The organism is Kitasatospora sp. NPDC001547, from assembly GCF_042894165.1.
In the GTDB taxonomy this organism is placed as follows: Bacteria; Actinomycetota; Actinomycetes; order Streptomycetales; family Streptomycetaceae; genus Kitasatospora.
The window spans coordinates 45243-68604 of sequence record NZ_JBIAVL010000025.1 but is presented as its reverse complement, the minus strand read 5'-3'; the positions used below and the strand labels follow the sequence as shown (position 1 = coordinate 68604).

Here is a 23362-nt window from a genome sequence, read left to right as displayed (position 1 = left end):
GGCGGCGCGACTAGCGTGCCGGGACCGGCTCCAGCAGCCCGTCCGCCTCCCGCTCCCGCCGCCACATCGCGTGCAGCCGCCCGTCCGGGTCGGCGACCAGCTCCGACCAGCGGCCGCGCTCGACCACCCGGCCGCCGTCCAGCACCAGCACCTCGTCCACCGTGGCGTCGTCCAGCCCGGCCAGCCGGTGGGTGATCAGCACGGTGCTGCGGCCCTCGGTGGCGGCCAGCAGATCGGCGGTCAGGGCGTCGGCGGTGGGCAGGTCGAGGTGCTCGGCCGGCTCGTCCAGGACCAGTACGGGGAAGTCCGCGAGCAGCGCCCGGGCGAGCGCCAGCCGCTGGCGCTGGCCGCCGGAGAGCCGGGCACCGTGCTCGCCGACCATGGTGTCCAGGCCGTCCGGCAGACCCTCGGTCCACTCCAGCAGCCGGGCGGCGGCCAGGGCGGCGCGCAGCTCGTCCTCCCCCGCGCCGGGCCGGGCCAGCCGCAGGTTCTCCCGCAGCGAGCTGTCGAAGACGTGGGCGTCCTGGGCGCAGAGCCCGATCACCCGGCGGACCGACTCGCCCGTCAGCGCGCGGCTGTCCACAGCCTGTGGACGGCCGTCGGCGAACGTCACCGTCCCGGCGCCCGGTTCCAGGAAGCGCAGCAGTGCCTGGGCGAGGGTGGTCTTGCCGGAGCCGGAGGGGCCGACCACGGCGATCCGGCGGCCGGCCGCGAGGTCGAGGTCCACCCCGGCGAGCGCGTCCACCGGCTGCCCGGGGTGCCGCACGGTCAGCCCGCGCACCGCGACGGGCAGCGGCTGCCCGGGCAGCTCCACCGGCTCGGCGGGCTCGCCGACCGGCGCCGGAGCGTTCAGCACCTCGTCCAGCCGGGCCCGCGCGGCGCGGCTGCGCTGGCGGGCCTGGACGGCGAGCGGCATCCCGGTGACCGCCTCGAAGGCGGCCAGCGGGGTGAGCACCACCAGGGCCAGGCAGACCGGCGCCAGCGTCCCGTCGCGCACCCCCTGGACTCCGACGGCGGCCGCGGCGGTCACGGTCAGCCCGGTGAGCAGCGCGATCAGCCCGGTGCCCAGCGCCGTGGTGGCGGCCGAACGGGCGGCCAGCCCGGTCAGCGCGGCGTCGGCGGTGCGGACGGCGGCCAGCCGGCCGGGCAGCGCGCCGGCCACGGTGAGCTCGGCGGTGCCGGTGAGGGCGTCCACCACGGCGGTGGCCAGGCGCCCGCGCGCCGGGGCCTGGCGCCGCTCGGCGCCGGCCGACCAGCGCGCCGCCAGCGCGGGCACCAGCCCGCCCGCGAGCAGCAGCCCGAGGCCGAGCACCAGCCCGGCGGCGGGCAGGAAGGCGGCCATCGCCGCCGTCGAGGCCAGGGCGACCAGGCCGGCCACCGCGGCCGGCAGCCGCCAGCGCAGGTAGTGGTCCTGGATCGCGTCCACGTCGGCGACCAGCCGGGAGAGCAGGTCGCCGCGCCGGAAGGCGGGCAGTCCGGCCGGGGCGAGCGCGCTCAGCCGCCGGTGGACGGCGGCCCGCAGGGTGCCGAGGGTGCGCAGCACCGCGTCGTGCGAGACCAAGCGCTCGGCGTAGCGGAAGACGCTGCGGCCGATGCCGAAGGCCCGCACCGCGGTGACGGCCATCATCAGGTGGAGCACCGGCGGCATCTGGGAGGCCCGGGAGATCAGGTAGCCGGAGGTGGCCATCAGGGCGACGGCGCAGCCGAGGGCGAGCGCGCCGAGCAGGATCGAGAGCGCCAGCCGGGGGGTGGTGCCGCCTTCGGGCTCGGGCTCCTCGGGCACGGCGGGCGCGGGCGTGGGGAGGCCGCTGTGGGCGAGCGGTACGACCGGATCGGCGATCGGGGCGGCGGCGGACCCCGCCAGCCGGACCCGCTCGTCCGCGACGGCCAGCAGCGCCGGGCGGTGCGCGACCACCAGCACGGTGCGCGACGGGTCCTCGGCCAGCGTCCGGACGGCCTCCACCACGGCCGCCTCGGAGGCGCCGTCCAGGTTGGCGGTCGGCTCGTCCAGCAGCACCAGCGGGCGGTCGTCGGCGAGCAGCACCCGGGCCAGTGCGAGGCGCTGGCGCTGCCCGGCGGAGAGCCCGGCGCCGTCCTCCCCCAGGACGGCGGCCAGGTCGGTCACGAAGTCGAGCGCGTGCGCGGCCCGCAGCGCGGTCCGGAGCTGCTCGTCGGTGGCCTCCGGCCGGTACAGCCGCAGGTTCTCGGCGACCGTCCCGGCGAACAGGTGCGGGTGCTGCGGCACCCAGGCGATCTGCCGCCGCCAGCTCTCCGGCTCCAGTTCGGCCAGGTCGTACCGGCGGCCGTCGGCCGCGGTGATCCGGACGGTGCCCGAGGCGGGGGCGGTGAGGCCGAGCAGCACGGCCAGCAGGGTGGACTTGCCGGCGCCGCTGGGGCCGGTGAGCGCGGTGCTGGAGCCCGGACGCAGAGTCAGCCCGGCGCCGTCCAGCGCCGGCTCGGTGCAACCGGGGTGCCGGACGACCAGGCCCTCGGCGGCGATCACGGCGCCCGCGAGGTCCGGCGCCGGGGTGGTGCCGGCGGCGGGCAGCGGGGTCTCCAGCACCTGGAACAGTTCGTCGGCGGCGGTCAGCCCCTCGACGCTGGAGTGGTAGAGCGCGCCGACCTGGCGGATCGGGAAGTACACCTCGGGGGCGAGCACCAGGATCAGCAGCCCGGTCTCCAGGTCGAGCGTGCCGTCCACCAGCCGGAAGCCGACGGTGACGGCGACCAGCGCGACGGACAGCGTGGAGAGCAGCTCCAGGGTGAAGGAGGAGATGAAGGCGATCCGCAGGGTGCGCAGGGTGGCCCGGCGGTAGTCGGCGGTGATCCGGGCGATGGTGGCGGCCTGGCTGCGGGCCCGGTTGAACACCTTGAGGGTGGGCAGCCCGGCGACCACGTCGAGGAAGTGGTGGGAGAGCCGGGCGAGGGTGGTCCACTGCCGGTCCATCCGGGACTGGGTGGCCATCCCGATCAGCACCATGAACAGCGGGATCAGCGGCAGCGTCCCGGCGATGATCGCGGCCGAGGTGAAGTCGGCGCCGACGATCCGCAGCAGCACGATCACCGGGACGACCACGGCCAGCACCAGCTGCGGCAGGTAGCGGGCGAAGTAGTCGTCCAGCGCGTCGACGCCGCGGGTGGCGAGGGTGGTGAGCTCGCCGGTGCGCCGGCCCGCCAGGTAGGACGGGCCGAGCGCGGTGGCGTGGTCGAGCAGCCGGCGCCGCAGGGTGGACTTCACCCGGGCGACGGACCGGTGCGCGGTGAGCTCGGTGAGCCAGCCGACCAGCCCGCGCCCGACCGCCGTCAGGGCGAGCAGCAGCAGCGGCGTGGCCAGCTCGCCGGGCGTCGCCCCGCGCTGGAAGGCGCGGACGACGATCTCGGCGATCAGACTCGCCTGGGCGACCACCAGGGCCGCGCCGACCGCGCCGAGCAGCACGGATCCGGCGAGGAAGGCCCTGGTGGTGCGGGCGTACCCGAGGAGTCGGGGGTCGACCGGCTTCACGGCGTCAGGCCTGGTCGAGCGGGGCGGCCGGGTGGTGCCCGGGGATGTGCTGGACGCCGATCCGCTTGCGGAACACCCAGTAGGTCCAGCCCTGGTAGAGCATCACCAGCGGGGTGAAGACCGCCGCCACGACGGTCATCACCTTCAGCGTGTACGGCGAGGAGGCCGCGTTGCCGACGGTCAGGCTCCACTCCGGGTTCAGGGTGGAGGGCATGACGTCCGGGAAGAGCGCCAGGAAGAGCATCCCGACCGCGGCCACCACCGTCACCCCGGAGAGCGCGAACGCCCAGCCCTCCCGTCCGAGCTGGTTGGCCGCCAGGGCGGCGACCAGCGCGACCACCGCGACGACCAGCGCGGCGAGGCTGCGGCCGTTGCCGTGGTCGGCCTGGGTCCAGACCAGGAAGACCAGTGCCAGCACGGCGGTGGCCAGCCCGGTCTGCAGGGCGGCCCGGCGGGCCCGGTCGCGGATCTCGCCGACCGTCTTGAGCGCGGCGAACACCGAGCCGTGGAAGGTGAACAGGGCGAGCGTCACCAGGCCGCCGAGCAGCGCGTACGGGTTCAGCAGGTCCCAGAGGCCGCCGGTGTAGTTCTTCTGGGCGTCGATGTCCACGCCGCGCACGATGTCGGCGAAGACCACGCCCCAGAGGAAGGCCGGGAGCAGCGAGGTCCAGAACAGGGCCTCCTCCCAGTTCCGCTGCCAGCGTTCGCCGTCGCGCTTGTGCCGGTACTCGAAGGCCACGCCGCGGACGATCAGGCAGACCAGGATGACCAGCAGCGGGATGTAGAAGCCGCTGAAGAGCGTCGCGTACCAGTCCGGGAAGGCCGCGAAGGTGGCGCCGCCCGCGGTCAGCAGCCAGACCTCGTTGCCGTCCCAGACCGGGCCGATGGTGTTGATCAGCACCCGGCGTTCGGCGGTGTCGCGGGCCAGCGGCTTGGTGAGCACGCCGATCCCGAAGTCGAAGCCCTCCAGGAAGAAGTAGCCGATCCACAGGACCGCGATCAGCACGAACCAGACGTCGTGGAGTTGCATCTCAGATCCTCAGTTCCCCGGTGTCCCGGCGCCTCAGTAGGCGAAGGCGAGCGGCTTGTCGGCGTCCTCGTCCGAGGACGGCCCGCGCAGCGACGGGTCCTTGGTGGGCGGCTGCTCGGTCACCTCCGGGCCGGCCTTGGCGTACTTGACCAGCAGCCGGACCTCGATGACCGCCAGGACCGCGTACAGCGCGGTGAAGGTGGCCAGCGCGCCGACCTGGGTGCCGATGCCGACGTTGGGGGAGACCGCGCCGGCCGTGGTCATCAGGCCGAAGACGGCCCAGGGCTGACGGCCCATCTCGGTGAAGATCCAGCCGAAGCTGTTGGCGATCAGCGGGAAGCCCATGGTCAGGATGCCGATCCGCCAGCTCCACCTGGTCAGCAGCGGCCCCAGCTCGCGCCCGGGGGTGAGCATCAGCCGGGGCACCTCGCTGTCGCCGGTGCGGAACCCGGGGCGCAGGAAGAGCTTCTTCCGGGTGGTCCACAGGCCGATCAGGCCGGCCAGGAACGAGGTCATCCCGAAGCCGATCATGAGGCGGAAGCCCCAGTAGGTGACGAAGATGCTCGGGATGTAGTCCTTGGGGTCCCCGCCGTGCTGGGCGGCTTCCGCGGCCGCGGTGTCGTTGATGCCGGGGACGGACGAGCTGAAGTCGTTGTGGGCGAGGAAGGAGAGTATCCCCGGGACCTCCAGCGCCACGGAGTTGTGGCCCTTGCTGACGTCACCGACCGCGAAGACCGAGAACGGCGCCGGCGACTGGGTCTCCCAGAGCGCCTCGGCGGCGGCCATCTTCATCGGCTGCTGCTCGAACATGACCTTGCCCAGGGTGTCGCCGCTGAGCGCGGTGCCGGCGCCGAAGACCACCGCGAGCACCAGGCCGAGCCGCAGCGAGGTGCGCATCACGGCGGTCCTCTTCGGGTCGGCGGTCTCCGGCCTGCGCTTGGCCCTCCAGAGGTGGAAGGAGGCGATGCCGACGACGAAGGCCGCGCCGGTGAGGAAGGCGGCGGTCAGGGTGTGGAAGACCACCACCAGGGTGGTGTTCTGGAACAGCACCTGGACGACGTCGGTCAGCCGGGCCTTGCCGGTGACCGGGTCGATCGCGTAGCCGACCGGGTGCTGCATCCAGGAGTTGGCGGCCAGGATGAAGTAGCCGGAGAGCACGGTGCCGAGGGACACCATCCACATGCAGGCGCAGTGGATCTTCCTCGGCAGCTTGTCCCAGCCGAAGATCCACAGGCCGATGAAGGTGGACTCGAAGAAGAAGGCGATCAGCGCCTCCATCGCGAGCGGGGCGCCGAAGACGTCGCCGACGAAGCGGGAGTAGTCGGACCAGTTCATGCCGAACTGGAACTCCTGGACGATGCCCGTGACCACGCCCATCGCGATGTTGATGAGGAAGAGCTTTCCCCAGAACTTGGTCGCGTGGAAGTACTTCTCCTTGTTCGTCCGCACCCAGGCGGTCTCCAGACCGGCCACGATCGCGGCCAGGCTGATCGTGAGCGGGACGAAGAGGAAGTGGTAGACGGTGGTGATCCCGAATTGCCATCGGGCGATGGTCTCGTGAGCGATTGCCAGTTCCACGTCGCCCTCTCTCCCAACCTGCCCGCGCGAGGACGGGCATCTTCCGGACAACTTCATCTGTAGCCGTCGGACCGTTGCCGACCGCGCAGGCTTGTCCGCTTGTGAACGTGAACACGTTCACAAGGGCCAGTATCCATCATCCTTACGAAGGAATCCCAGGCGGGGTGGGGTTGACTCGGCGCGGCGGTGCGTGACGGTGCGCACAGTCTGCGGAGCCCGAGGGCACCGGGACAACGAACGACCGGGCGGACCCGGCGGGCTTCTTGGCCGAACCGGCGCTTGACAGGCCGACGCCCCGCTCGCGTCGGCGGGCGGGGCGTGCTAGCGGGCCGGTGCCCGGCGGGATTGGCGGGCCGGTCCCGGAGACCGTGCCGCTACGCCCGGCCGAGGAGCTCGGCGCCCGGGGCGGAGTCGGCGCGGGCCGTGAAGAACCCGATGAATCCGGCGAGGAACTCCTCCCGGGTGATCCGGCCGTCCCCGTCGGTGTCCAGTCGGCGGAAACCGTGCGACAGCTCCACCGGGTCCACCCGCTCCCCGCCGAACACCACGCGGTACTCGTCGAACTCCAGGAAGCCGCTGCCGTCGGTGTCCGCCGCGGTGAACACCGCCCGCAGCGCGGGCAGCAGCCCCCGCTCCAGGTAGGCCTCGTCCCGGTCGCAGCCGGCCAGGGTGGCCGCCACGAACTCCTCCCGGCTCACCCGCCCGTCCCCGTCGGAGTCCATCACCGCGCGCAGCTGCTCCCACCAGGTGTCGAAGGCCTCGTACACCCGGGCCTCGCCGGCCTCGTCCAGCTCCAGCCGCCAGCACACGTTGTGCGCCATCGCCCGCAGGTCGTGCACGGTGACGAACCCGTCGCCGGTCTGGTCCAGCACCTCGCGGAAGAAGCGGTCCACCCGGGGCCCGCGGGAATCCCGGTGCGGGCGGCGGCGCTTCGGCCGGGACGGCTCCGGGTCGCGGTAGCGCAGCCGGTCCGGGAGGAGGGGGACGACGGCGCCCGCGCCCCGGTGCAGCACGGCGGACAGCAGCGCGGCCCGCCGGGTGCGCACCAGCCCGAACCGCTCCCGCACCACCGGCGGCAGGTCCGCCACCGTCAGCTCGCGGACCGCCCGGGCCACCACCACCCGCACCACCCGCCAACCCGCGTCGCCGAGGAACCGGAGCCGGCGCGGCCGGGGCGCCTCGCGCAGGAGGTCGTACAGGAGGAAGCGCGCCGCCTCGGTGAACTCCAGCCGCTCCCGCGCGTACCGGGCGAAGTAGGCCGGCAACTCCTCCGCGGTGGCCGGGATCTCGCCCTCGGGAAGGCCGAAGGCGGCGACCGCCTCCCGGAACTCCGCGTACGCCTGTGCCGTTTCCCCCGCGTCGTACGGGTCCCCGCCCAGCCGGCGCATGGCGACCACGCACTCGAAGAGCGTCAGCAGCACCCACGCCCTGGTCGCCGCGTCCCGGGCGTCGTACGGGCGCCCGTCCGGTCCCGTCCCCCGGATCCGCTTGTGCGCCCGGTCCAGCCGGGCGACCTCCCGGCGCAGCGTCTCCGCGTCCTGGTAGAACAGCCGTCGACCGCTGCCCAGCGTGTGCTCCACCCGCCGCCACGGGTGCGCCCGGTACGTCGAGTGCTCCACCATTCCCGCCGACACCACCGGGTCCGCCGCCTGCAGCACCAGCAGCCGCCAGGCGACCAGCGCCACCCGCCACTCCGACAGGTCCCGTCTGAACGACGCGCCGCGGTCAGCCACGGAGTTCGCCGGTGATGCCGGGGCCGACCACGAAGCCCCTGGCGGGGCGCTCGGGAATCACGGCCTCCTTGCCGTACGGGGCGCGGGTCGAGGAGGTGCAGTCACGGCGCCCGGCGTCCGGATCGGTGAGGACGGTCACGGCACCGCCGTCGTCGTGGTCGTCGACGATCTCCGCTCGGAAGCCCTCGGGCACGTCCACGGACTCCCACGCCTGCCACAGCGACTGGTCCAGGTTCACGGCGACGGTCCTCTCGGCGACGAGCGCGCTCATGGAGACACCCCACTTCCCGTCCGGTGTGATCAGCCCGCGCGAGTCCGCACGGGCAACGGCTGGACGGTCGCACACGACCGAGGGGCCGGGCGGGTGAACGGCGGTTGGTTCACCCGATCGAGGAGTTTCGGGGCCGGGAACGCCGGAACCGCAGGACGGGCCGTTGGCCTGTCCTGCGGTTCCGGGTGGTCGCGCCCTCCTCCCGAGCGGGCGCGAACGGGGTGGGTCAGGAGCTGGAGCGGGCGGTGGCCGGCTTGCGGCGGGAGGCGTAGAGGGCGGCGGCGCCGAGGCTGATCGCGAGGCCGGCGCCCAGGGCCAGGTACGGGGTGGCCGGGTCGGAACCGGTCTCGGCGAGCTCGCTGGCCGAGCCGGTGGTGGCCCGGGCGGTGGTCGGGGCGGCCGAGCCGGTGGTGGCCGAAGTGGCCGAGGTGGACGCCTTGTTGGCGGTGGTGGTGGTCTTGGTCGTGGTGGTGGTGTGGTCGGAGACCGGGGTGACGGCGGCCGGCTTGTCCACCGGCTTCTCGACCGGCTTGTCCACCGGCTTCTCGACGGGCTTCTCCACCGGCTTCTCGGCGGCCGCCCTGGCGTCGGCGAGGGCCTTGTCCGCGGCGGCCTTGGCGGCGGCCGCGGCCGCGGTGCCCTGCTGCGCCGCGTGGATCCGCCGGACCGACTCGACCCTGGCGTCGCTCACGGCGTCGCGCGCGGCGGTCACGGCGGCCTTCGCCTTCTCGTCCGCGGCGGTGGCGGCGTTGGCGGCGGCGAACGCCTTGAGCATCCGCTCCTTGGCCTTGGGCAGGTCCTCCTCCGAGGCGGAACCGTACGCGTCGGCGGCCGCCCTGGCCTCCTTCTCGGCGGTGGCCTTGGCCGCAGCGGCCTGCACCGCGGCGGCCTCGGCCTCCTGGTACCTGCCCAGGTACGGCTGCGAGTTGTTGAGGAAGGCGGAGGTCTCGGCCTGCACCTTGGCCTCGTTGGCGACGGCGGCCGCGTAGGCCTTGGCGGCGTCGGCGGCGGCCCGCTCCAGCTCGGCGATCGAACCGTTGTCGCTCCGGGTCTGCGCCACCCCGGCCGACTCCGCGAAGGCGGGGGCGGCGGAGATCACGGCGGGCGAGACGACGGCGGCGACGACGGCGGCCGAGACCAGCGAACGGCGGAGGTTCACGATGACCCCTTTCGGGCCTGAAGGAATGCAGATGTCCCGGCCGGGCAGGATTCCGACGGCCGGGCAGTGTTGATCATAGGCATACGCTTTCTTGACGCTCCATGCCGGATTCCGGCAATGACCGGGCGCCGCGGTTTCCTGGTTAGCCGGAAGAATTGACGAGTCGACAAATTCGACGGGATCCGCGCCCCGAATGCCCGGATTCCGGACTTTCGGGCTTTCGGGCCTTTCGGGCGGGACTGGCGGGGAAGTCCCGCGCCCGGGAATTCCGGTCAGCGCTGATGGGGCAGTTCGACCCGGAAGGTGGCGCCCTCGCCCGGGGCGGTGCGCAGGGTGAGGGTGCCGCCGTGGGCGCGGGTGAGGGCGGTGGCGATGGCGAGGCCGAGGCCGGCGCCGCCGCCGTTGTCGCGGCTGCGGGAGGGGTCGACCCGGAAGAACCGGTCGAAGACCTGGCGGGCCTGCTCCTCGGTGAGGCCGGGGCCGGAGTCGGCGACCTCCAGCAGGCAGATGCCGCCGGGGCCGGCGCCCACCCCGATCCGGACCGGGGTGCCGGGCGGGGTGTGCTTGACCGCGTTGCCGACCAGGTTGGTGACCACCTGCCGCAGCCGGGCCTCGTCGCCGATGACGGGCGCCGCCCCGGGCGCGCCGGTGCCCGCCGGGCCGGTGAGCGCGACCGGGCGGCTCGGGTCGAGGGCGGTGAGGTCGTGCAGCGCGTCGGCGGCGAGGGTGCGCAGGTCCATCGGGGCGAGGTCGAGCGGGCGTTCCTCGTCCAGCCGGGCGAGCACCAGCAGGTCCTCGACCAGCGCGCCCATCCGGTCGGCCTCGCTCTCGATCCGGGTCATGGTCCGCTTGACGTCGGCGTCGGTGGGCAGCGCGCCCATCCGGTACAGCTCGGCGAAGCCGCGGATGCCGGCCAGCGGGGTGCGCAGCTCGTGCGAGGCGTCGGCGACGAAGCGCCGCATCCGGGCCTCGGACTCGGCGCGGGCCGCGAAGGCGGCCTCGATCTGGGTGAGCATCCCGTTGAGCGCGATCGACAGCCGGCCGACCTCGGTGCCCGGCGACAGCTCCGGCATCCGGTGCGAGAGTTCGCCGGCCGCGATCCGCTCGGCGCCCTCCTCGATCCGGCGCAGCGGCCGCAGGCCGGCTCGTACCGCGAAGAAGCCGAGCCCGGCGATCAGCAGCAGGACGCCGCCGCCGATGGCCAGGAAGGAGGTGCTCAGCTTGCCGATGGTGGCGTCGATGTCCTCGCGGGAGACCGCCACCATGACGTGGGTCGGGGTGACCGTCGGCGAGGCGTACGCGCTGGGGTTGGCGGCCTGCCCGCGGGGGGCCTGGAGCGGCAGCACCAGCACCCGCCAGCTGTGCTGACCGCGCTGGTCGGGCAGGTCGAAGGGGACGTCGGGGGCGGTCCGGGTCGGGTCGAGTCCGGCCAGCTGGGGCGCCGGGTCGGTGTCGGAGACGGGCTGGCGCATCACCGCCTGGACCTTGCCGTCCGAGGAGAGGTACTCCACCAGGTACTGGCTGGGCAGGCTGACCCGCCGCCCGGCGACGGCGGGCCGCCCGGCGGTCGGCGCGGTCAGCTGGCCGGGGGGCTTGCGGGACAGCGGCGGCCCGTACCGCTGGAGCTGCTCGTCGAGCTGGTGCACCAGCTGGTTCCGTACGGTGCCGAGCACGAAGGCGTCGCTGACCGCGAGCCCGGTGGTGACCAGGGCGAGGGCGAGCACCAGCAGCCGGGCGCGCAGCGACAGCCGGGAGGAGAACCGGGCGAACACGGACGGGCCCGGTCAGCCCTGCGGGGGGCGGCGCAGGGCGTAGCCGATGCCGCGCACGGTGTGGATCAGCTTGGGGCCGTGCACCGGGCCGGAGTCGAGCTTGCGGCGCAGGTAGGAGATGTACGACTCGACGATGGAGAGGTCCCCGCCGAAGTCGTAGGCCCAGACGTGGTCGAGGATCTGCGCCTTGGAGACCACCCGGCCGACGTTGGCCATCAGGTAGTGCAGCAGCTTGAACTCGGTCGGGGAGAGCGAGACCAGGGTGCCGCCGCGGGTGACCTCGTGGGCGACCGGGTCGAGGCTGAGGTCGGCGACGACCAGCCGGCCGTCCTCGGCGGGCCCGCCGGCCCGGCGCAGGATGGCGCGGATCCGGGCGATCAGCTCCTCCAGGCTGAACGGCTTGGTGACGTAGTCGTCCGCACCGGCGGCCAGGCCCTGCACCTTGTCGCCGACGCCGTCCTTGGCGGTGAGGAAGAGCACCGGCAGGTGGTCGCCGGGGTGCCCGTGGGCCGGGCCGGCTATCTGGCCGCGGCTGGTGCGCTCGCGCAGCTTCTCGACGACGGTGAAGCCGTCGAGGTCGGGGAGCATCACGTCGAGCACGACCAGGTCCGGGCGCTCGGCGGCGACCAGTTCGAGCGCCTCGGTGCCGGTGGCGGCGGAGGCGACGCGGAAGCCGGAGAAGCGCAGCGAGGCGGAGAGCAGCTCGCGGATGTTGGGCTCGTCGTCCACGACGAGCAGGAACGCTTCGCCCTGGCCCCCGGCCACCGTGGAGCCGCCTGGTGTGGTGACAGTGCCTTGCACGGGGCTTTCGCCTCCCGGTCGGACGATGACGTTCAGCATGAGGCTAGCCCCCGGAGGCTATGCGGCATGGATGAATGTTGGATTAACACCTTATCGGTCGGTTTTTGGGCGATCGGTGCACAGGGGTGGGCTCGGTGGTGTGCGCACGGGCGTGAACACGACGAACGGGGAGCGCGCGGGGCGTGACGCGCCTCACTCCTGCGCATCGCGCCCCTGCGGCCGCCCTCCCGTCAGAGCCGGAGCCCCTCCCCTGTCCAGGGCCGGAGCTTCTCCGGGTTGCGCACCGCCCAGATGTGGGTGATCAGGCCCTCGGCGATCCGGAACGCGAACACCGTGACGATGACGCCGTCCTTCCGGGCGACCAGACCGGGCAGGCCGTTGACGGTGCACTCCAGCAGCGTGATGCCCGCCGCGAAGCGGTCCGAGTCCAGGTGGGCGGCGGCGATCCGCTCGCGCCCGGTCAGCGGGTGCAGCAGCGCGCCGACCAGGCCGCCGCCGTCGGCGATCACGGTGGCCTGCGGGTCCAGGACGTCCATCAGCGACCTGAGGTCCTTGGCCTCCCAGGCCCGTTTGAACTCCCGGACGACGCCGGCCTGGGCGCTCGTCGGCACCGCCGGGGCCTGGGCGGCCCGGATCCGGCGGCGGGCGGAGGTGGCCAGCTGGCGGCAGGCGGCCGGGCTGCGGCCGACGATCGCGGCCACCTCGGCGAAGGGGTAGCGGAAGACGTCGTGGAGGACGAAGGCGACGCGCTCGGCCGGGGTCATGGCCTCCAGGACCACCAGGAACGCCATGCTCACCGACTCGTCCAGGGTGATCCGGTCGGCCGGATCCGCCGCCGGGTCGGCCGCGGCGTCCGTCCACTCCCGGGGCGCGGGCAGCGGCTCGGGGATCCACTCGCCCACGTAGCGCTCCCGCCGCGCCCGCGCCGAGCCGAGCAGGTTGAGGCAGATCCGGCTGGCCACCGTGGTCAGCCAGCCGCCGGGCGAGGCGATCGCCTCCCGCTCCCGCCGGGGCAGCGCGTACCACCGGGCGTAGGTCTCCTGCACCGCGTCCTCGGCGTCGGCCAGCGAACCGAGCAGCCGGTACGCCAGGTTGATCAGTCGGCGCCGCTCGCTCATGATCGCGCCCAGGCCCGGCTCGGTCGTGGTGTCGCCCTCGTCGTCCCGCACCGTGTCCCCACCCCTTCCACTTCGACTCGACGGTCCTTCCTCCCCCTCATGACATCGCAGCGGCCCGGGATGTGACGTCCTCCTCCCCACCTCACGTTTCGAGCGGCTGTTCTGTCGTACCGATCGCACCGGTCATACGGAACGGGGAAACGGAGAATCCGATGAACGACTTCCAGGCGATCGCCGACCGCGTCGAGATCGCGGCCCTGCAGGCCGAGTTCACCGACGCGGTGATGATGCGCGACCGCGCCCGCCTCGCCCTTCTGTTCACCCCGGACGGCGTGCTGCGGATGCCCGACGTCCCGGTCGAGCTGATCGGTCCGGAGCAGATCCGGATCGGCGGCGAGAAGCTCCAGGAGCACTGGGACTTCTTCATCCAGAACACCCACCCGGGCGCGATCCGGATCGACGGCGACACCGCGGCCGGGCGTGCCCACATGCACGAGATCGTCCGGCTGAAGAACGGCGTCCAGGGCCTCAACTACGCCGTCTACCACGACCGTTACCGGCGCACGGCGGACGGCTGGCGGTTCACCGAGCGGGTCTACGAGACCCGGTACCTGGACACCAGCCCGCTGACCGGCTCGGCTCCGCGCGCCGGCGGGGCCGGGCCGGGCGCGAGCGGCTGGGGGCAGGGCCCCGGCGGCTGGGAGCGGGGCGCGACCGGGTCGGCCCCGTACTCGGACCCGGCGCCCGCCGACCGGCTGGAACGGGCGGCCGCCGCACTGGCGGCGAACGGCTTCACCGTCGAGCTCCTGGACGACACCGCCGCCGCGCGCGCCCGGGTCGCGGAGCTGGTCCCGGCCGGCGCCACCGTCCTCACCGGGGCCAGCGAGACCCTCCGGCTCTCCGGAATCGAGGAGGACGTCAACACCGGCGACCGCTACCGGGCCGTGAAACCCCGGGCGCTGGGCATGGACCGGGTCGCCGAGGCCGACGAGCTGCGCCGGATGGTCGCCACCCCGGACGTGGTGCTCGGCAGCGTCGCCGCCGTCACCGAGACCGGTTCGCTGGTCGTCGCCTCGGCCACCGGCAGCCAGCTGCCCGGGTACGTCGGCGGCGCCGGCCGGGCGATCTGGATCGTCGGCGCCCAGAAGGTCGTACCGGACCTCCCGGCCGCCCTGCGGCGCGTCGAGACCCACGTCCTCCCGCTGGAGTCCGAGCGCGCCCGGGCCGCGTACGGGCGGCCGAGCGCCGTGAACCAGCTCCTGGTGCTCAACGCCCCGGCCCGGCTCTCCCGGGGGACCGTCCTGCTGCTGCGCGAGGCCGTCGGCTTCTGATCGGCCCGGGGGCGACTGCTATGATTCGCGACGAGGCGAAGGCAATGCTTTCGAGCAATTGCCCGGCCCGATCATTTCGGTGGTCATAGCGAGAGGGAAACGCCCGGCTCCATTCCGAACCCGGAAGCTAAGCCTTTCAGCGCCGATGGTACTGCAGGGGGGACCCTGTGGGAGAGTAGGACGCCGCCGAATTCTTCTCAACGGCCCCTGCCGTGTCCGACAGTGACACGGCAGGGGCTTTTTGCATTCCGCCCGCCGCTTCGCCCGCCATTTCACCTCCCGGCAGCCTCCGCCCCCCCTGAGCGCCCCCGGCGGATCCAGCATGTGAGACGCCGAAGCCCGGAAGAACCGCTTTGCGGGCATCTGAGAGGATGACGGACATCGAAACAGACTTGCGTCTCGCTGACTGAGACTGCAATATCATGCTATGGACAACACTAGCGGCGTCGGCGTTCTCGACAAGGCCGCTCTGGTGCTCAGCGCACTGGAGTCGGGCCCCGCCACGCTGGCGGGGCTGGTCGCCGCCACCGGTCTGGCGCGCCCCACCGCCCACAGACTCGCCGTCGCACTCGAACACCACCGCCTGGTCACCAGGGACATGCAGGGCCGCTTCATCCTCGGCCCCCGCCTGTCCGAGCTCTCCGCCGCCGCCGGTGAGGACCGACTGCTCGCCACCGCGGGCCCCGTCCTCACCCATCTGCGCGACGTCACCGGGGAGAGCGCGCAGCTCTACCGCCGCCAGGGCGAGATGCGCATCTGCGTCGCCGCGGCCGAACGGCTCTCCGGCCTGCGCGACACCGTCCCCGTGGGCAGCACCCTGCCCATGAAGGCCGGCTCCGCCGCCCAGGTGCTGCTCGCCTGGGAGGAGCCCGAGCGCCTCCACCGAGGCCTCCAGGGCGCCCGCTTCACCGCCACCGCGCTCAGCGGCGTCCGCCGCCGCGGCTGGGCCCAGTCCATCGGGGAGCGCGAGCCGGGCGTCGCGTCCGTCTCCGCCCCCGTCCGCGGGCCCTCCAACCGCGTGGTGGCCGCGGTCTCCGTCTCCGGGCCCATCGAGCGGCTGACCCGTCACCCGGGCCGCCTGCACGCCCAGGCCATCATCGAGGCCGCCAACCGGCTCACCGAGGCCCTCCGCCGCAGCTGACCGAGGACGGCCGGAAGACGCGAAAGGGCCGCGCCCGAGGAAACGACCTCCTCGGGCGCGGCCCTTCGCGTGTTCCGGCCCACCGGTTCCCCGCGGTTCCCGGCAGCCTTTCCCCCGCGGCCTTCCGTCGTTCCCCGCGATTCCCCGTTCTCACGGTTCGAGGCGGTGCGGGCCCCGGAAGAGGAAGGTCGCCTCACGGATCGACGGCAGCCCCAGGGCCAGCATGAGCAGCCGGCCGAGGCCGAGCCCCAGCCCGCCGTGCGGCGGGGTGCCGTAGCGGAAGCAGTCGAGGTACCCGGAGAGCGGCCCGGTGTCCATGCCCTTCTCCCGGGCCTGGGCGACGAGCCGGTCGTACCGGTGCTCGCGCTGGGCGCCGGTGGTGATCTCCACGCCCTTCCACAGCAGGTCGAAGGACTCGGTGACGGTCGGGTCGTCCTCCGGCCGCAGGTGGTAGAACGGCCGGACGGCGGCCGGGAACCGGGTGACGAACACGAACTCGTGCCCGGTCTCCTCGGCGACCAGCCCGCACAGCGCGCGCTCGCCCTCGGGGTCGAGGTCGTCCTTGACGCCCTCCGGGTCCCAGCCGGTGGCGCGGAGCCCGGCCAGCGCGTCGGCCATCGTGATCCGGGGGAACGGCAGCTCGGGGACCGTCACCGGGGTGCCGAAGTGCTCGGCGATCGCCGCGCCGTGCCGCTCGGCCACGGCGGCCAGGACGCGGTGCAGCAACCGCTCCTCGAAGGCCATCACGTCCTCGACCCCGTCGATCCAGGCGATCTCGACGTCGACCCCGGTGAACTCGGTGGCGTGCCGGGAGGTGAACGACGGCTCGGCACGGAACACCGGGCCGATCTCGAAGACCCGGTCGATGCCGCCCGCGATCGCCATCTGCTTGTAGAACTGCGGGGACTGGGCCAGATAGGCGGTCCGCCCGAAGTAGGCCACCTCGAACACCTCGGCGCCCGACTCGGAGGCCGTCCCCATCAGCTTCGGCGTGTGCAGCTCGGTGAAGCCCTCCTCGGCCGCCACCTCGCGCATCGCCCGCTCGACGGTCGTCTGGACCTCGAGGACCAGGCGCTGGGAGGGGCGCCGGATGTCCAGGAACCGCCAGTCCAGTCGCTGGTCGATGCCGGTCCGCTCGTCGATCGGCAGCTTCGGCTCGGCCGGCGACACGACCTCCACGACGGACGGCACGATCTCCAGGCCGCCGAGCTTGACCTGCGGGTCGGCGACCACCGTGCCGGTGATCTTCACGGCGGACTCGACCGTCACGCCCTCGAAGGCGGCCTCGACGGCGTCGCCCTCCCCGCCCCGGCGGTGGGTGACCTGCACCAGCCCGGTGTGGTCCCGGACCAGGACGAACTGGATGCGCCGCTGCAGCCGCAGCGTGTTCACCCATCCGTAGACGGTGACCGTCTCCCCGAGGCGTGCGTGCAGTTCAGAGACGAGGGTGCGCGTCATGGCGGCGGCTCCTGGGGTGCGGGCGCGTTGGTCGCGCCACGTCGACGGGCGGTAGACGACCGCCCTGGGCGCGTTCACCGTAGAGGACCAAGCCCGTCGCGGTCGCCCGGTTTCCTCCGTGTCCGGCCGGCCGGGGGCCGCGCGGGAGCCGGCCGGGGGCTGCGCGGGAGCCGTGCGGGCGACTGCGTGAGGTGGCGGCCGACGGTCCCCGAGTTCCGCTCCAGCCAGCGGGACGCGCACCTGCGCAGTGCCGACTTCTTCGACGTCGAGGTCGATGTCGAGGCGGTCCTGGAGAGCGCTTCCGACGCCGGATGAGCCGGTCACCTGACGACCGCGGGCGCAACCTTTCGCCCCGCTCACCGCATCCGAGTGATGACAGGACCGCGGGAGGGGAGGCCGCCGCACGCGCGACGGGCCATATCGAGCACTGGTCGCCGCATTCTTCCGAAACCATTCAATACGTATACGATTTGCCGTGTCGAAACCGATTTCGGACCCCCTTCCGGATCCTGTTGCACAGCCGTGACAGCCGTGCCCGAAAAACCGCTTGCCCGACCACTCCCAGGAGTTAGCATCCGGGAATGGAATCGAATCGCCCCCCGATATGGAGTTCCTCCGAGGACGCGGACCGCGGGCCGTCCCGCAAGGCGCCGCTCCGGCTGGCCGGCTTCGGTGCGACCTTCCTGGGGGTGAGCGTCGTGTCCGGTGTGCTGCTGGCGGGGCTCGCCCTGCCCGTCGCGGGCGGCATCGGACTGACGGCCAAGAGCACGGCCGAGGGCTTCGAGGACGTCCCCTCCGACTTCAAGACGCCGCCGCTCACCCAGGCGACCCAGATCTTCGACGCCAAGGGCGGGCTGATCGCCAAGGTCTACGAGCGCGACCGCACCGTGCTGACCGCCGATCAGATGTCGCCGTACATGCGCCAGGCCCAGGTGGACATCGAGGACGCGCGCTTCTACGAGCACGGCGCCGTCGACCTCAAGGGCGTCCTGCGCGCCATCAGCAAGAACGCGGAGAGCGGCACCGCCTCGCAGGGCGCCTCGACGCTGACCCAGCAGTACGTGAAGAACGTCAACGTCGAGCAGGCCGGGGAGGACCGGGACGCCGTCCTGGAGGCCCAGCGCAAGACCCTGGGCCGCAAGATCCAGGAGCTCAAGGTCGCCATCAAGCTGGAGGAGGAGCTGCCGAAGGAGCAGATCCTCACCAACTACCTCAACATCACCTTCTACGGGAACGGCGCCTACGGCGTGGAGGCCGCCTCCCAGCGCTACTTCGGCAAGAGCAACAAGGACCTGACCGTCGCCGAGGCCGCGACCCTCGCCGGGCTGGTGCAGAACCCGTCCCAGTACGACCCGAAGCTGCACCCGCAGGCCGCGCAGAACCGCCGCGACACCGTCATCGACAAGATGCTGGAGAACAAGCACCTCACCGCCGACCAGGCGAAGGAGGCGAAGGCCGCCCCGTTGGGCCTGAACTACAGGGCGCCGCAGAACGGTTGCATCAAGGCCCAGGCCGGGATGGGCTTCTTCTGCGACTACGTGCGCCACGTGGTCAAGCAGGACCCGGCCTTCGGCAAGAGCGCCGAGGAGCGCAAGAAGTTCTGGAACACCGGCGGCCTGAACATCCACACCACGCTGGACCCGGACAAGCAGGCCGCCGCCCAGAACGCGGTGAGCTCCAACGTGCGGGTCACCGACAGCGTCTCCGCCGCCGTCTCCATGGTCGAGCCGGGCACCGGCAAGATCCTCGCCATGGCCCAGACCCGCCCGTACGGGCTGCTGGAGGAGAAGAACGAGACCGTCGTCAACCTCAACGTCGACGCGGCGATGGGCGGCGGCAACGGCTTCCAGCCGGGCTCCACGTTCAAGCCGGTCATCGCGGCCGCGGCCCTGGAGGCGGGCCTTCCGGCGACCCAGGAGTACACGTCCGACAACAAGATCGAGTACCCGGCGATGAAGACCTGTACGGGCACCTGGCGGAACGACACCCGCCCCAAGACGGTGGTGCCCAACGAGTCGCCGAACGAGAAGGGCGCCTACCAGCTGAAGCAGGCGATGGCCCTCTCGGTCAACACCTACTTCGTCCTGATGGAGAAGGACATCGGCCTCTGCGCGGTCAAGCAGATGGCCAACAAGCTCGGCATCACCACCAGGGCCAGCGGCAAGCCCCTGGAGGAGGTGCCCTCGATGGCCCTGGGCGTCGCGGAGATGAGCCCGCTGACGATGGCCAACGTCTACGCGACCTTCGCCGCCCAGGGCACCCACTGCGCCCCGCTCGCCATCGACCGGATCACCACCGTGGAGGGCAAGGACGTCCCCGTCCCGGCCGGCCACTGCGAGAAGGCGTTCTCCGAGGAGACGGCGCGGGCGCTGAACACCGTGCTGAACGGCGTGACCGAGAACAACGGCACCGGCGCGGCGCTCAACCTGGAGGACAACCGCCAGATCGCGGGCAAGACCGGCACCTCGGACCGCAAGCGGGCCGCCTGGTTCAACGGCTACACCCCGCAGCTCGCCACCGCGGTCTGGCTCGGCGGCCCCAAGGGCGGCGTCGAGATGCGCAACATCACCATCAACGGGAAGTACCGCACCGAGGTGTTCGGCGCCGACGGCCCCGGCCCGATCTGGCGGGACGCCATGAACCAGGCCCTGCGCGGCACGCCCAAGCAGACCCTGCCGATGGCCGACATCCCCGACCCGGCCCCCAAGCCCGCCCCGAACGCCACCGGCACGCCGACCGGCCCGGCGGCCACCGCCCAGACGCCCGACCAGCCGCGCTGACCGCACCCGCTGCACGTACGCGCCCCGCCGAGCACCGACTCGGCGGGGCGCGTCCCGTGCGGGCGCCTACTTGAGCGCCGTACCGCCCGAGTTGCGGTACGCGGTCGTCTTGTTGACCAGGTTTCCGCCGTCGGTCTCGGGCGTGGTCTGTTCCGACCAGCCGGCGCCGAACAGGAGGGCGCCGACGTGTGCGTTCGCCACCTGGTCCATGTGCGAGAAGAACCAGTCGACCTTGTCGTCCTTGTAGTGGCCGGGGGTGTTGTTCCCCGCCATGTTGCCCAGGGGGATCTGCCACAGGACCACCGGCTTGCCCACCGACTCGGACATCGTCCTGTAGAACGCGAGGGCGGCGAAGCCCTTCTGGTCGTTCCAGAAGGTGTCCTTGCTGCCGTGGGCGGGCAGCGCGTACCAGCCCGCGTCGCGGTCCGTCACGTCGGTGACGAGGAAGTCGGCGTTCTTCGCCCCGAGGTCCGCGTAGTCCTTGACGCACTGCGGGGTGTTCTGCTGCCAGTCGAAGCAGGACAGGTGCAGGCCCACGCCGGTGTTGGGCGCGTACTTGTGGCTCATCGCGATCATGCACTGGGCCAGGCCGGAGGCGCTGTTCTCCTGCGATCCGCAGTCCGCCGGGTTCGCGGCCTTGACCTGGGCGGAGACCTGGTGCGGGTTGCCGAGCGAGCGCACGTAGCCCCAGAAGTCGGGCTCGATGTCGATCATGTCCTGCGCGTTGCCGATCTTCTGGAGGAAGAAGCGGTAGTCGTTCAGGTACTTGGTGAGCAGGTCGGCTCGGTTGATGGCCTGGACCTCGCCGGGACCGTCGCCCTGGCCCGCCATGTCTCCGAGGTCGCGCAGCGAGTACCACGTGAAGAGGTACTTCTGCGGGCGCGGCTTGCCCTGGTACGTCGCCTTGGACGCGCGGTCGTTGTTCAGGGTTATCTGGGTGCCGGGCGCCGTGGTGTCGCCGGTCCAGCAGCCCCACCAGCCCGACCACTCGGCCTTGCAGCGCGAGGCCGTGTAGGCCTCGGACGAGGGCGCGGGCTGGCTGTGGATGTAGGCGTACCGCACGTCGAACGGCGCGGCGTTCGACGTGGCGTCCTCCATCATGCCGCCGAGGAGCACCGTGCTGCTGCCCATGAAGGTCTTCGCCGGGGCGCCGCCACCGCCACTGCCGCCGCCGGGTGCCGGAGATGTCGCCGGCGGGGCCGAGGCCGACGGCGGGCGGGTACCGCTCGGGGCCTGGCCCGTCGGAACGCTGCCGCCCGGCTTGGAGGGCGTGGCGGTGTTGCCGGTGCTCCCGGTGCTGCCCGTGCTCCCGGTGCTCCCGCTGCTGCCGGAGCTCCCCGCGCTCCCGGCGCCGCCGCCGCTCCCGACCGGGACGAGTTGCCACTGCTGGTTGGCGCCACCCCAGTCGTGGTACTGGGCGACGCGGCCCCCGTCGGCCTTGGAGCCGCTCTGGACCTCGACGGCCAGGCCGCTGAAGCGATTGATCAGACGCACGTAGCCGTCCGACGACTTCTCCAGGTGGAACTGCTGGTTGACGCCGTTCAGGTCGCGCCACTGCACCAGCTCGGAGCCGGCGGTCCTCGACCAGTTGTAGTCGTCCAGCACCTTGCCGGAGTTCCGGTTCTGCAGCCGGTAGTTCCCGTCACCCGAGTCGATGAACCGCCACTGCTGGTTGGTCCCGTCGTGACGGGCCCACTGCGCCACCGCCGCACCGTCGTGCGTGGCGTAGCCGAGGCCGTCCAGCACCTCGCCGCTGTTGCGGTTGACCAGCGTGTACCAGGCCTTGGTGTCCACGACGCCCGCCGAGGCCGTGTTAACCACGGCCACGGACCCGCCCACGACCGCCAGCGCGACGGCCGCCCAGAGACTCCGACGCTGGTACAGCCGACGGCTGCGGTGCTTCTGCCGTCGCCCCGGAACGGCTGAACCGAACGAGGGGCGGCCACGGCGGGCGCCGCCGCTGGGAGGAGACGCCTCCGACGACGTGGATGGGCGAGGGAACATGTCGATGCTCTCTTTCAGCCGTTGCCTCTTGACCGGACCGCCTGGCCGGACACCACCCAGTTGCCACCGCCCCCGAGAAGGTTGCCGCGGCCGCGAGAGGTCTTCTGGACTCCTGCCGACCGGGACGGCTCATCGTCGCCACGCCCCCTCTGAAGGGATGGACAGCGGCCCGACGTACGCCCTACATGGACCGGCGGCCCCTCGCACGGAGCGAGGGGCCGCCGGAACGGACACGACAGTGCGGTATCAGGTGAGCGCGAGGCTGATCTGCTCGTTGAAGACGACCCAGTGCTGGCCGCGGTCCGAGGTGTCGCACGGCTTCGTGGAGACGCTCGCGGTGCCCCAGGCGTTGGCGAGGCAGTACGCCGGAGCGAAGGTCAGCGAGATCTGCTGGCCCGAGACGGTCCAGTACTGGCCCTGGTCCCTGGGGTCGCAAGGCTTCACGGAGACGTCCGAGGCGTTCCAGGTGTTGGCGAAGCAGTAGGCCCGCGCCTTGGTGAGGGAGATCTGCTGACCCGAGAGGGTCCAGTGCTGCCCGGAGTCGTTGGCGTCGCACGGCTTCGTCGACACGTTCGGGGTGCTCCAGGCGTTGGCCAGGCAGTACAGCCCGGGGGTGCGCGGAGCGCGGTGGGCGCTGTCGGCGGCCCCGGCCCCGCCGGCCGGCAGGAAGGAGGCCGTCAGGGCCAGCGTGGCGACGGCGAGCGTCCTGCGGAGTGCGATTGCCATGAGGCGGGATTCCGTTCTCGCTGGAGGCCGTGCGATTCACGCACGGCCGTGACGTCCATTCCCCGCTCGGGCCCGAGCGCAAGGCAAGTGATAGCAGCGATCGCCGACGAACCAACGGCGTTGCCCAGCACATTCATCCGAACGGGTAACCCCACGCGTGGGCGGTCAAAACCGTGCGCGAGCGGTTGGCCGGCGGCTCCTTGTGAGGGCAAGGAGCCGCCGGGAGGAATTCCTCCAGCGCAGGAAGTCGGAACGGCCGACTTCCTGCGTGGAGTTGGGGCCGGGGTTGATCAACCGGGCTTGGGGAAGGCGGCCTTCAGGGCGAGGGCGGAGAGGCCCTGGAAAGCGGCGTACCAGGGCGGGCAGCGGCCGGGGACGAGATCGACCGCGATGACGGCGACCGGCACCACGGAAATTGAGCGGTGTGGCCCTCTGGTCATGGCTATGGTGGCCCGATGACATCGGTCAAGCAGGTCCAGATCACCTTCGACTGCGCTTCGCCCGAGCGCGTCGGCCGCTTCTGGTGCGAGGCCCTGGGGTACCTCCCGCCGCGCATCCCCGAGGGGTTCGACACCTGGGACGAGTACCAGCGCTCGCTGCCGCCCGAGGAGCAGGACGCCTGGTTCGCCGCCAGCGATCCCACGGGCGCGGGCCCGCGCATGTACTTCCAGCGCGTCCCCGAGGGCAAGGTCGTCAAGAACCGGGTCCACCTCGACGTGCGGGTCGGCACCGGACTGGTGGGAGCGGAACGCCTGGCGGCGCTGGAGGCCGAGTGCGCCCGACTGCTCCCGCTGGGCGCGACTCGCGGACAACTGCTGCTCGCCGACGACAAGAACGAGTCGTGCCTCAACATGCAGGACGTCGAGGGCAACGAGTTCTGCCTCGACTGATTACCCCATGATCGGCGGCCCCTTTGCGGAGGAGCAAGGGCCGCCGAGACGGTTCGCCAGGCGGTGGC

17 protein-coding genes and 1 rRNA gene are annotated in these 23362 nt (G+C 72.5%); 6 read left to right on the top strand and 12 right to left on the bottom strand.

Going from position 1 to position 23362, the window contains the following annotated elements; all coding sequences use genetic code 11:
- Positions 1 to 10: 10 nt before the first annotated feature.
- From cydD to sigJ, 9 genes are all read right to left on the bottom strand, one after another.
- Positions 11 to 3502, bottom strand: coding sequence for a thiol reductant ABC exporter subunit CydD (cydD, locus tag ACFY0X_RS31415; RefSeq protein WP_387759668.1), 3492 nt, complete (start codon positions 3500 to 3502; stop codon positions 11 to 13).
- A 4-nt stretch (positions 3503 to 3506) separates the two neighbouring features.
- On the bottom strand, positions 3507 to 4532 hold the full coding sequence (cydB, locus tag ACFY0X_RS31410) for a cytochrome d ubiquinol oxidase subunit II (RefSeq protein ID WP_387759666.1): 1026 nt from the start codon (positions 4530 to 4532) through the stop codon (positions 3507 to 3509).
- Positions 4533 to 4565: 33 nt separating this feature from the next.
- On the bottom strand, positions 4566 to 6110 hold the full coding sequence (locus tag ACFY0X_RS31405; protein ID WP_387759664.1) for a cytochrome ubiquinol oxidase subunit I: 1545 nt from the start codon (positions 6108 to 6110) through the stop codon (positions 4566 to 4568).
- A 374-nt stretch (positions 6111 to 6484) separates the two neighbouring features.
- Entirely contained in the window at positions 6485 to 7843 is a 1359-nt protein-coding gene (locus ACFY0X_RS31400) for an oxygenase MpaB family protein (protein WP_387759663.1), read from the bottom strand.
- Entirely contained in the window at positions 7836 to 8114 is a 279-nt protein-coding gene (locus ACFY0X_RS31395) for a hypothetical protein (protein WP_387759661.1), read from the bottom strand. The genes ACFY0X_RS31400 and ACFY0X_RS31395 overlap by 8 nt, the downstream gene beginning before the upstream one ends.
- A gap of 226 nt (positions 8115 to 8340) precedes the next feature.
- On the bottom strand, positions 8341 to 9273 hold the full coding sequence (locus tag ACFY0X_RS31390) for an LAETG motif-containing sortase-dependent surface protein (protein WP_387759659.1): 933 nt from the start codon (positions 9271 to 9273) through the stop codon (positions 8341 to 8343).
- 272 nt (positions 9274 to 9545) lie between these two features.
- Positions 9546 to 11045, bottom strand: a complete 1500-nt coding sequence (locus tag ACFY0X_RS31385; RefSeq protein ID WP_387759658.1) for a sensor histidine kinase — start codon at positions 11043 to 11045, stop codon at positions 9546 to 9548.
- A 12-nt stretch (positions 11046 to 11057) separates the two neighbouring features.
- Complete coding sequence (locus tag ACFY0X_RS31380; RefSeq protein WP_387759657.1) at positions 11058 to 11846, bottom strand: response regulator transcription factor; 789 nt, start codon at positions 11844 to 11846, stop codon at positions 11058 to 11060.
- Positions 11847 to 12076: 230 nt separating this feature from the next.
- A complete protein-coding gene (gene sigJ / locus ACFY0X_RS31375; protein ID WP_387759717.1) occupies positions 12077 to 12964 on the bottom strand; it encodes an RNA polymerase sigma factor SigJ in 888 nt (295 codons plus the stop codon).
- 212 nt (positions 12965 to 13176) lie between these two features.
- On the opposite strand from sigJ, the gene ACFY0X_RS31370 reads away from it, so the two are divergent.
- The 3 genes from ACFY0X_RS31370 (at position 13177) to ACFY0X_RS31360 (ending at position 15436) form a co-directional block, all read left to right on the top strand.
- Positions 13177 to 14295, top strand: coding sequence for an LUD domain-containing protein (locus ACFY0X_RS31370; RefSeq protein WP_387759655.1), 1119 nt, complete (start codon positions 13177 to 13179; stop codon positions 14293 to 14295).
- Between the two features lie 75 nt (positions 14296 to 14370).
- A 5S ribosomal RNA gene (rrf, locus tag ACFY0X_RS31365) occupies positions 14371 to 14487 on the top strand.
- Between the two features lie 235 nt (positions 14488 to 14722).
- Positions 14723 to 15436, top strand: a complete 714-nt coding sequence (locus ACFY0X_RS31360) for an IclR family transcriptional regulator (RefSeq protein WP_030246527.1) — start codon at positions 14723 to 14725, stop codon at positions 15434 to 15436.
- Positions 15437 to 15586: 150 nt separating this feature from the next.
- Here ACFY0X_RS31360 and aspS read toward each other — a convergent pair whose 3' ends face one another.
- A complete protein-coding gene (aspS, locus tag ACFY0X_RS31355) occupies positions 15587 to 16894 on the bottom strand; it encodes an aspartate--tRNA(Asn) ligase (RefSeq protein ID WP_387759653.1) in 1308 nt (435 codons plus the stop codon).
- 186 nt (positions 16895 to 17080) lie between these two features.
- On the opposite strand from aspS, the gene ACFY0X_RS31350 reads away from it, so the two are divergent.
- Together ACFY0X_RS31350 and ACFY0X_RS31345 are read left to right on the top strand one after the other, a co-directional pair.
- Positions 17081 to 17209 carry a hypothetical protein gene (locus ACFY0X_RS31350; protein WP_387759652.1) on the top strand — a complete coding sequence of 43 codons (129 nt, stop codon included), beginning with the start codon at positions 17081 to 17083 and terminating at the stop codon, positions 17207 to 17209.
- Between the two features lie 266 nt (positions 17210 to 17475).
- The gene (locus ACFY0X_RS31345) at positions 17476 to 19674 is read left to right on the top strand and encodes a transglycosylase domain-containing protein (RefSeq protein WP_387759650.1); all 2199 of its coding nucleotides are present in this window, start codon (positions 17476 to 17478) and stop codon (positions 19672 to 19674) included.
- A 66-nt stretch (positions 19675 to 19740) separates the two neighbouring features.
- Here ACFY0X_RS31345 and ACFY0X_RS31340 read toward each other — a convergent pair whose 3' ends face one another.
- Together ACFY0X_RS31340 and ACFY0X_RS31335 are read right to left on the bottom strand one after the other, a co-directional pair.
- Positions 19741 to 21501, bottom strand: a complete 1761-nt coding sequence (locus ACFY0X_RS31340) for an RICIN domain-containing protein (RefSeq protein WP_387759648.1) — start codon at positions 21499 to 21501, stop codon at positions 19741 to 19743.
- 423 nt (positions 21502 to 21924) lie between these two features.
- Positions 21925 to 22404, bottom strand: coding sequence for a ricin-type beta-trefoil lectin domain protein (locus ACFY0X_RS31335; protein WP_387759646.1), 480 nt, complete (start codon positions 22402 to 22404; stop codon positions 21925 to 21927).
- A gap of 455 nt (positions 22405 to 22859) precedes the next feature.
- Here ACFY0X_RS31335 and ACFY0X_RS31330 point away from each other — a divergent pair, with 455 nt between their 5' ends.
- Complete coding sequence (locus ACFY0X_RS31330; RefSeq protein ID WP_387759645.1) at positions 22860 to 23294, top strand: VOC family protein; 435 nt, start codon at positions 22860 to 22862, stop codon at positions 23292 to 23294.
- Positions 23295 to 23362: the final 68 nt, after the last annotated feature.

Excerpts from the sequence above, each read along its gene's own strand:
- cydB (WP_387759666.1), bottom strand. The coding sequence starts at position 4,532 with ATGCAACTCCACGACGTCTGGTTCGTGCTGATCGCGGTCCTGTGGATC.
- ACFY0X_RS31395 (WP_387759661.1), bottom strand. The coding sequence starts at position 8,114 with ATGAGCGCGCTCGTCGCCGAGAGGACCGTCGCCGTGAACCTGGACCAG.
- sigJ (WP_387759717.1), bottom strand. The coding sequence starts at position 12,964 with ATGAGCGAGCGGCGCCGACTGATCAACCTGGCGTACCGGCTGCTCGGT.
- ACFY0X_RS31370 (WP_387759655.1), top strand. The coding sequence starts at position 13,177 with ATGAACGACTTCCAGGCGATCGCCGACCGCGTCGAGATCGCGGCCCTG.
- ACFY0X_RS31360 (WP_030246527.1), top strand. The coding sequence starts at position 14,723 with ATGGACAACACTAGCGGCGTCGGCGTTCTCGACAAGGCCGCTCTGGTG.
- aspS (WP_387759653.1), bottom strand. The coding sequence starts at position 16,894 with ATGACGCGCACCCTCGTCTCTGAACTGCACGCACGCCTCGGGGAGACG.
- ACFY0X_RS31345 (WP_387759650.1), top strand. The coding sequence starts at position 17,476 with ATGGAATCGAATCGCCCCCCGATATGGAGTTCCTCCGAGGACGCGGAC.
- ACFY0X_RS31335 (WP_387759646.1), bottom strand. The coding sequence starts at position 22,404 with ATGGCAATCGCACTCCGCAGGACGCTCGCCGTCGCCACGCTGGCCCTG.
- ACFY0X_RS31330 (WP_387759645.1), top strand. The coding sequence starts at position 22,860 with ATGACATCGGTCAAGCAGGTCCAGATCACCTTCGACTGCGCTTCGCCC.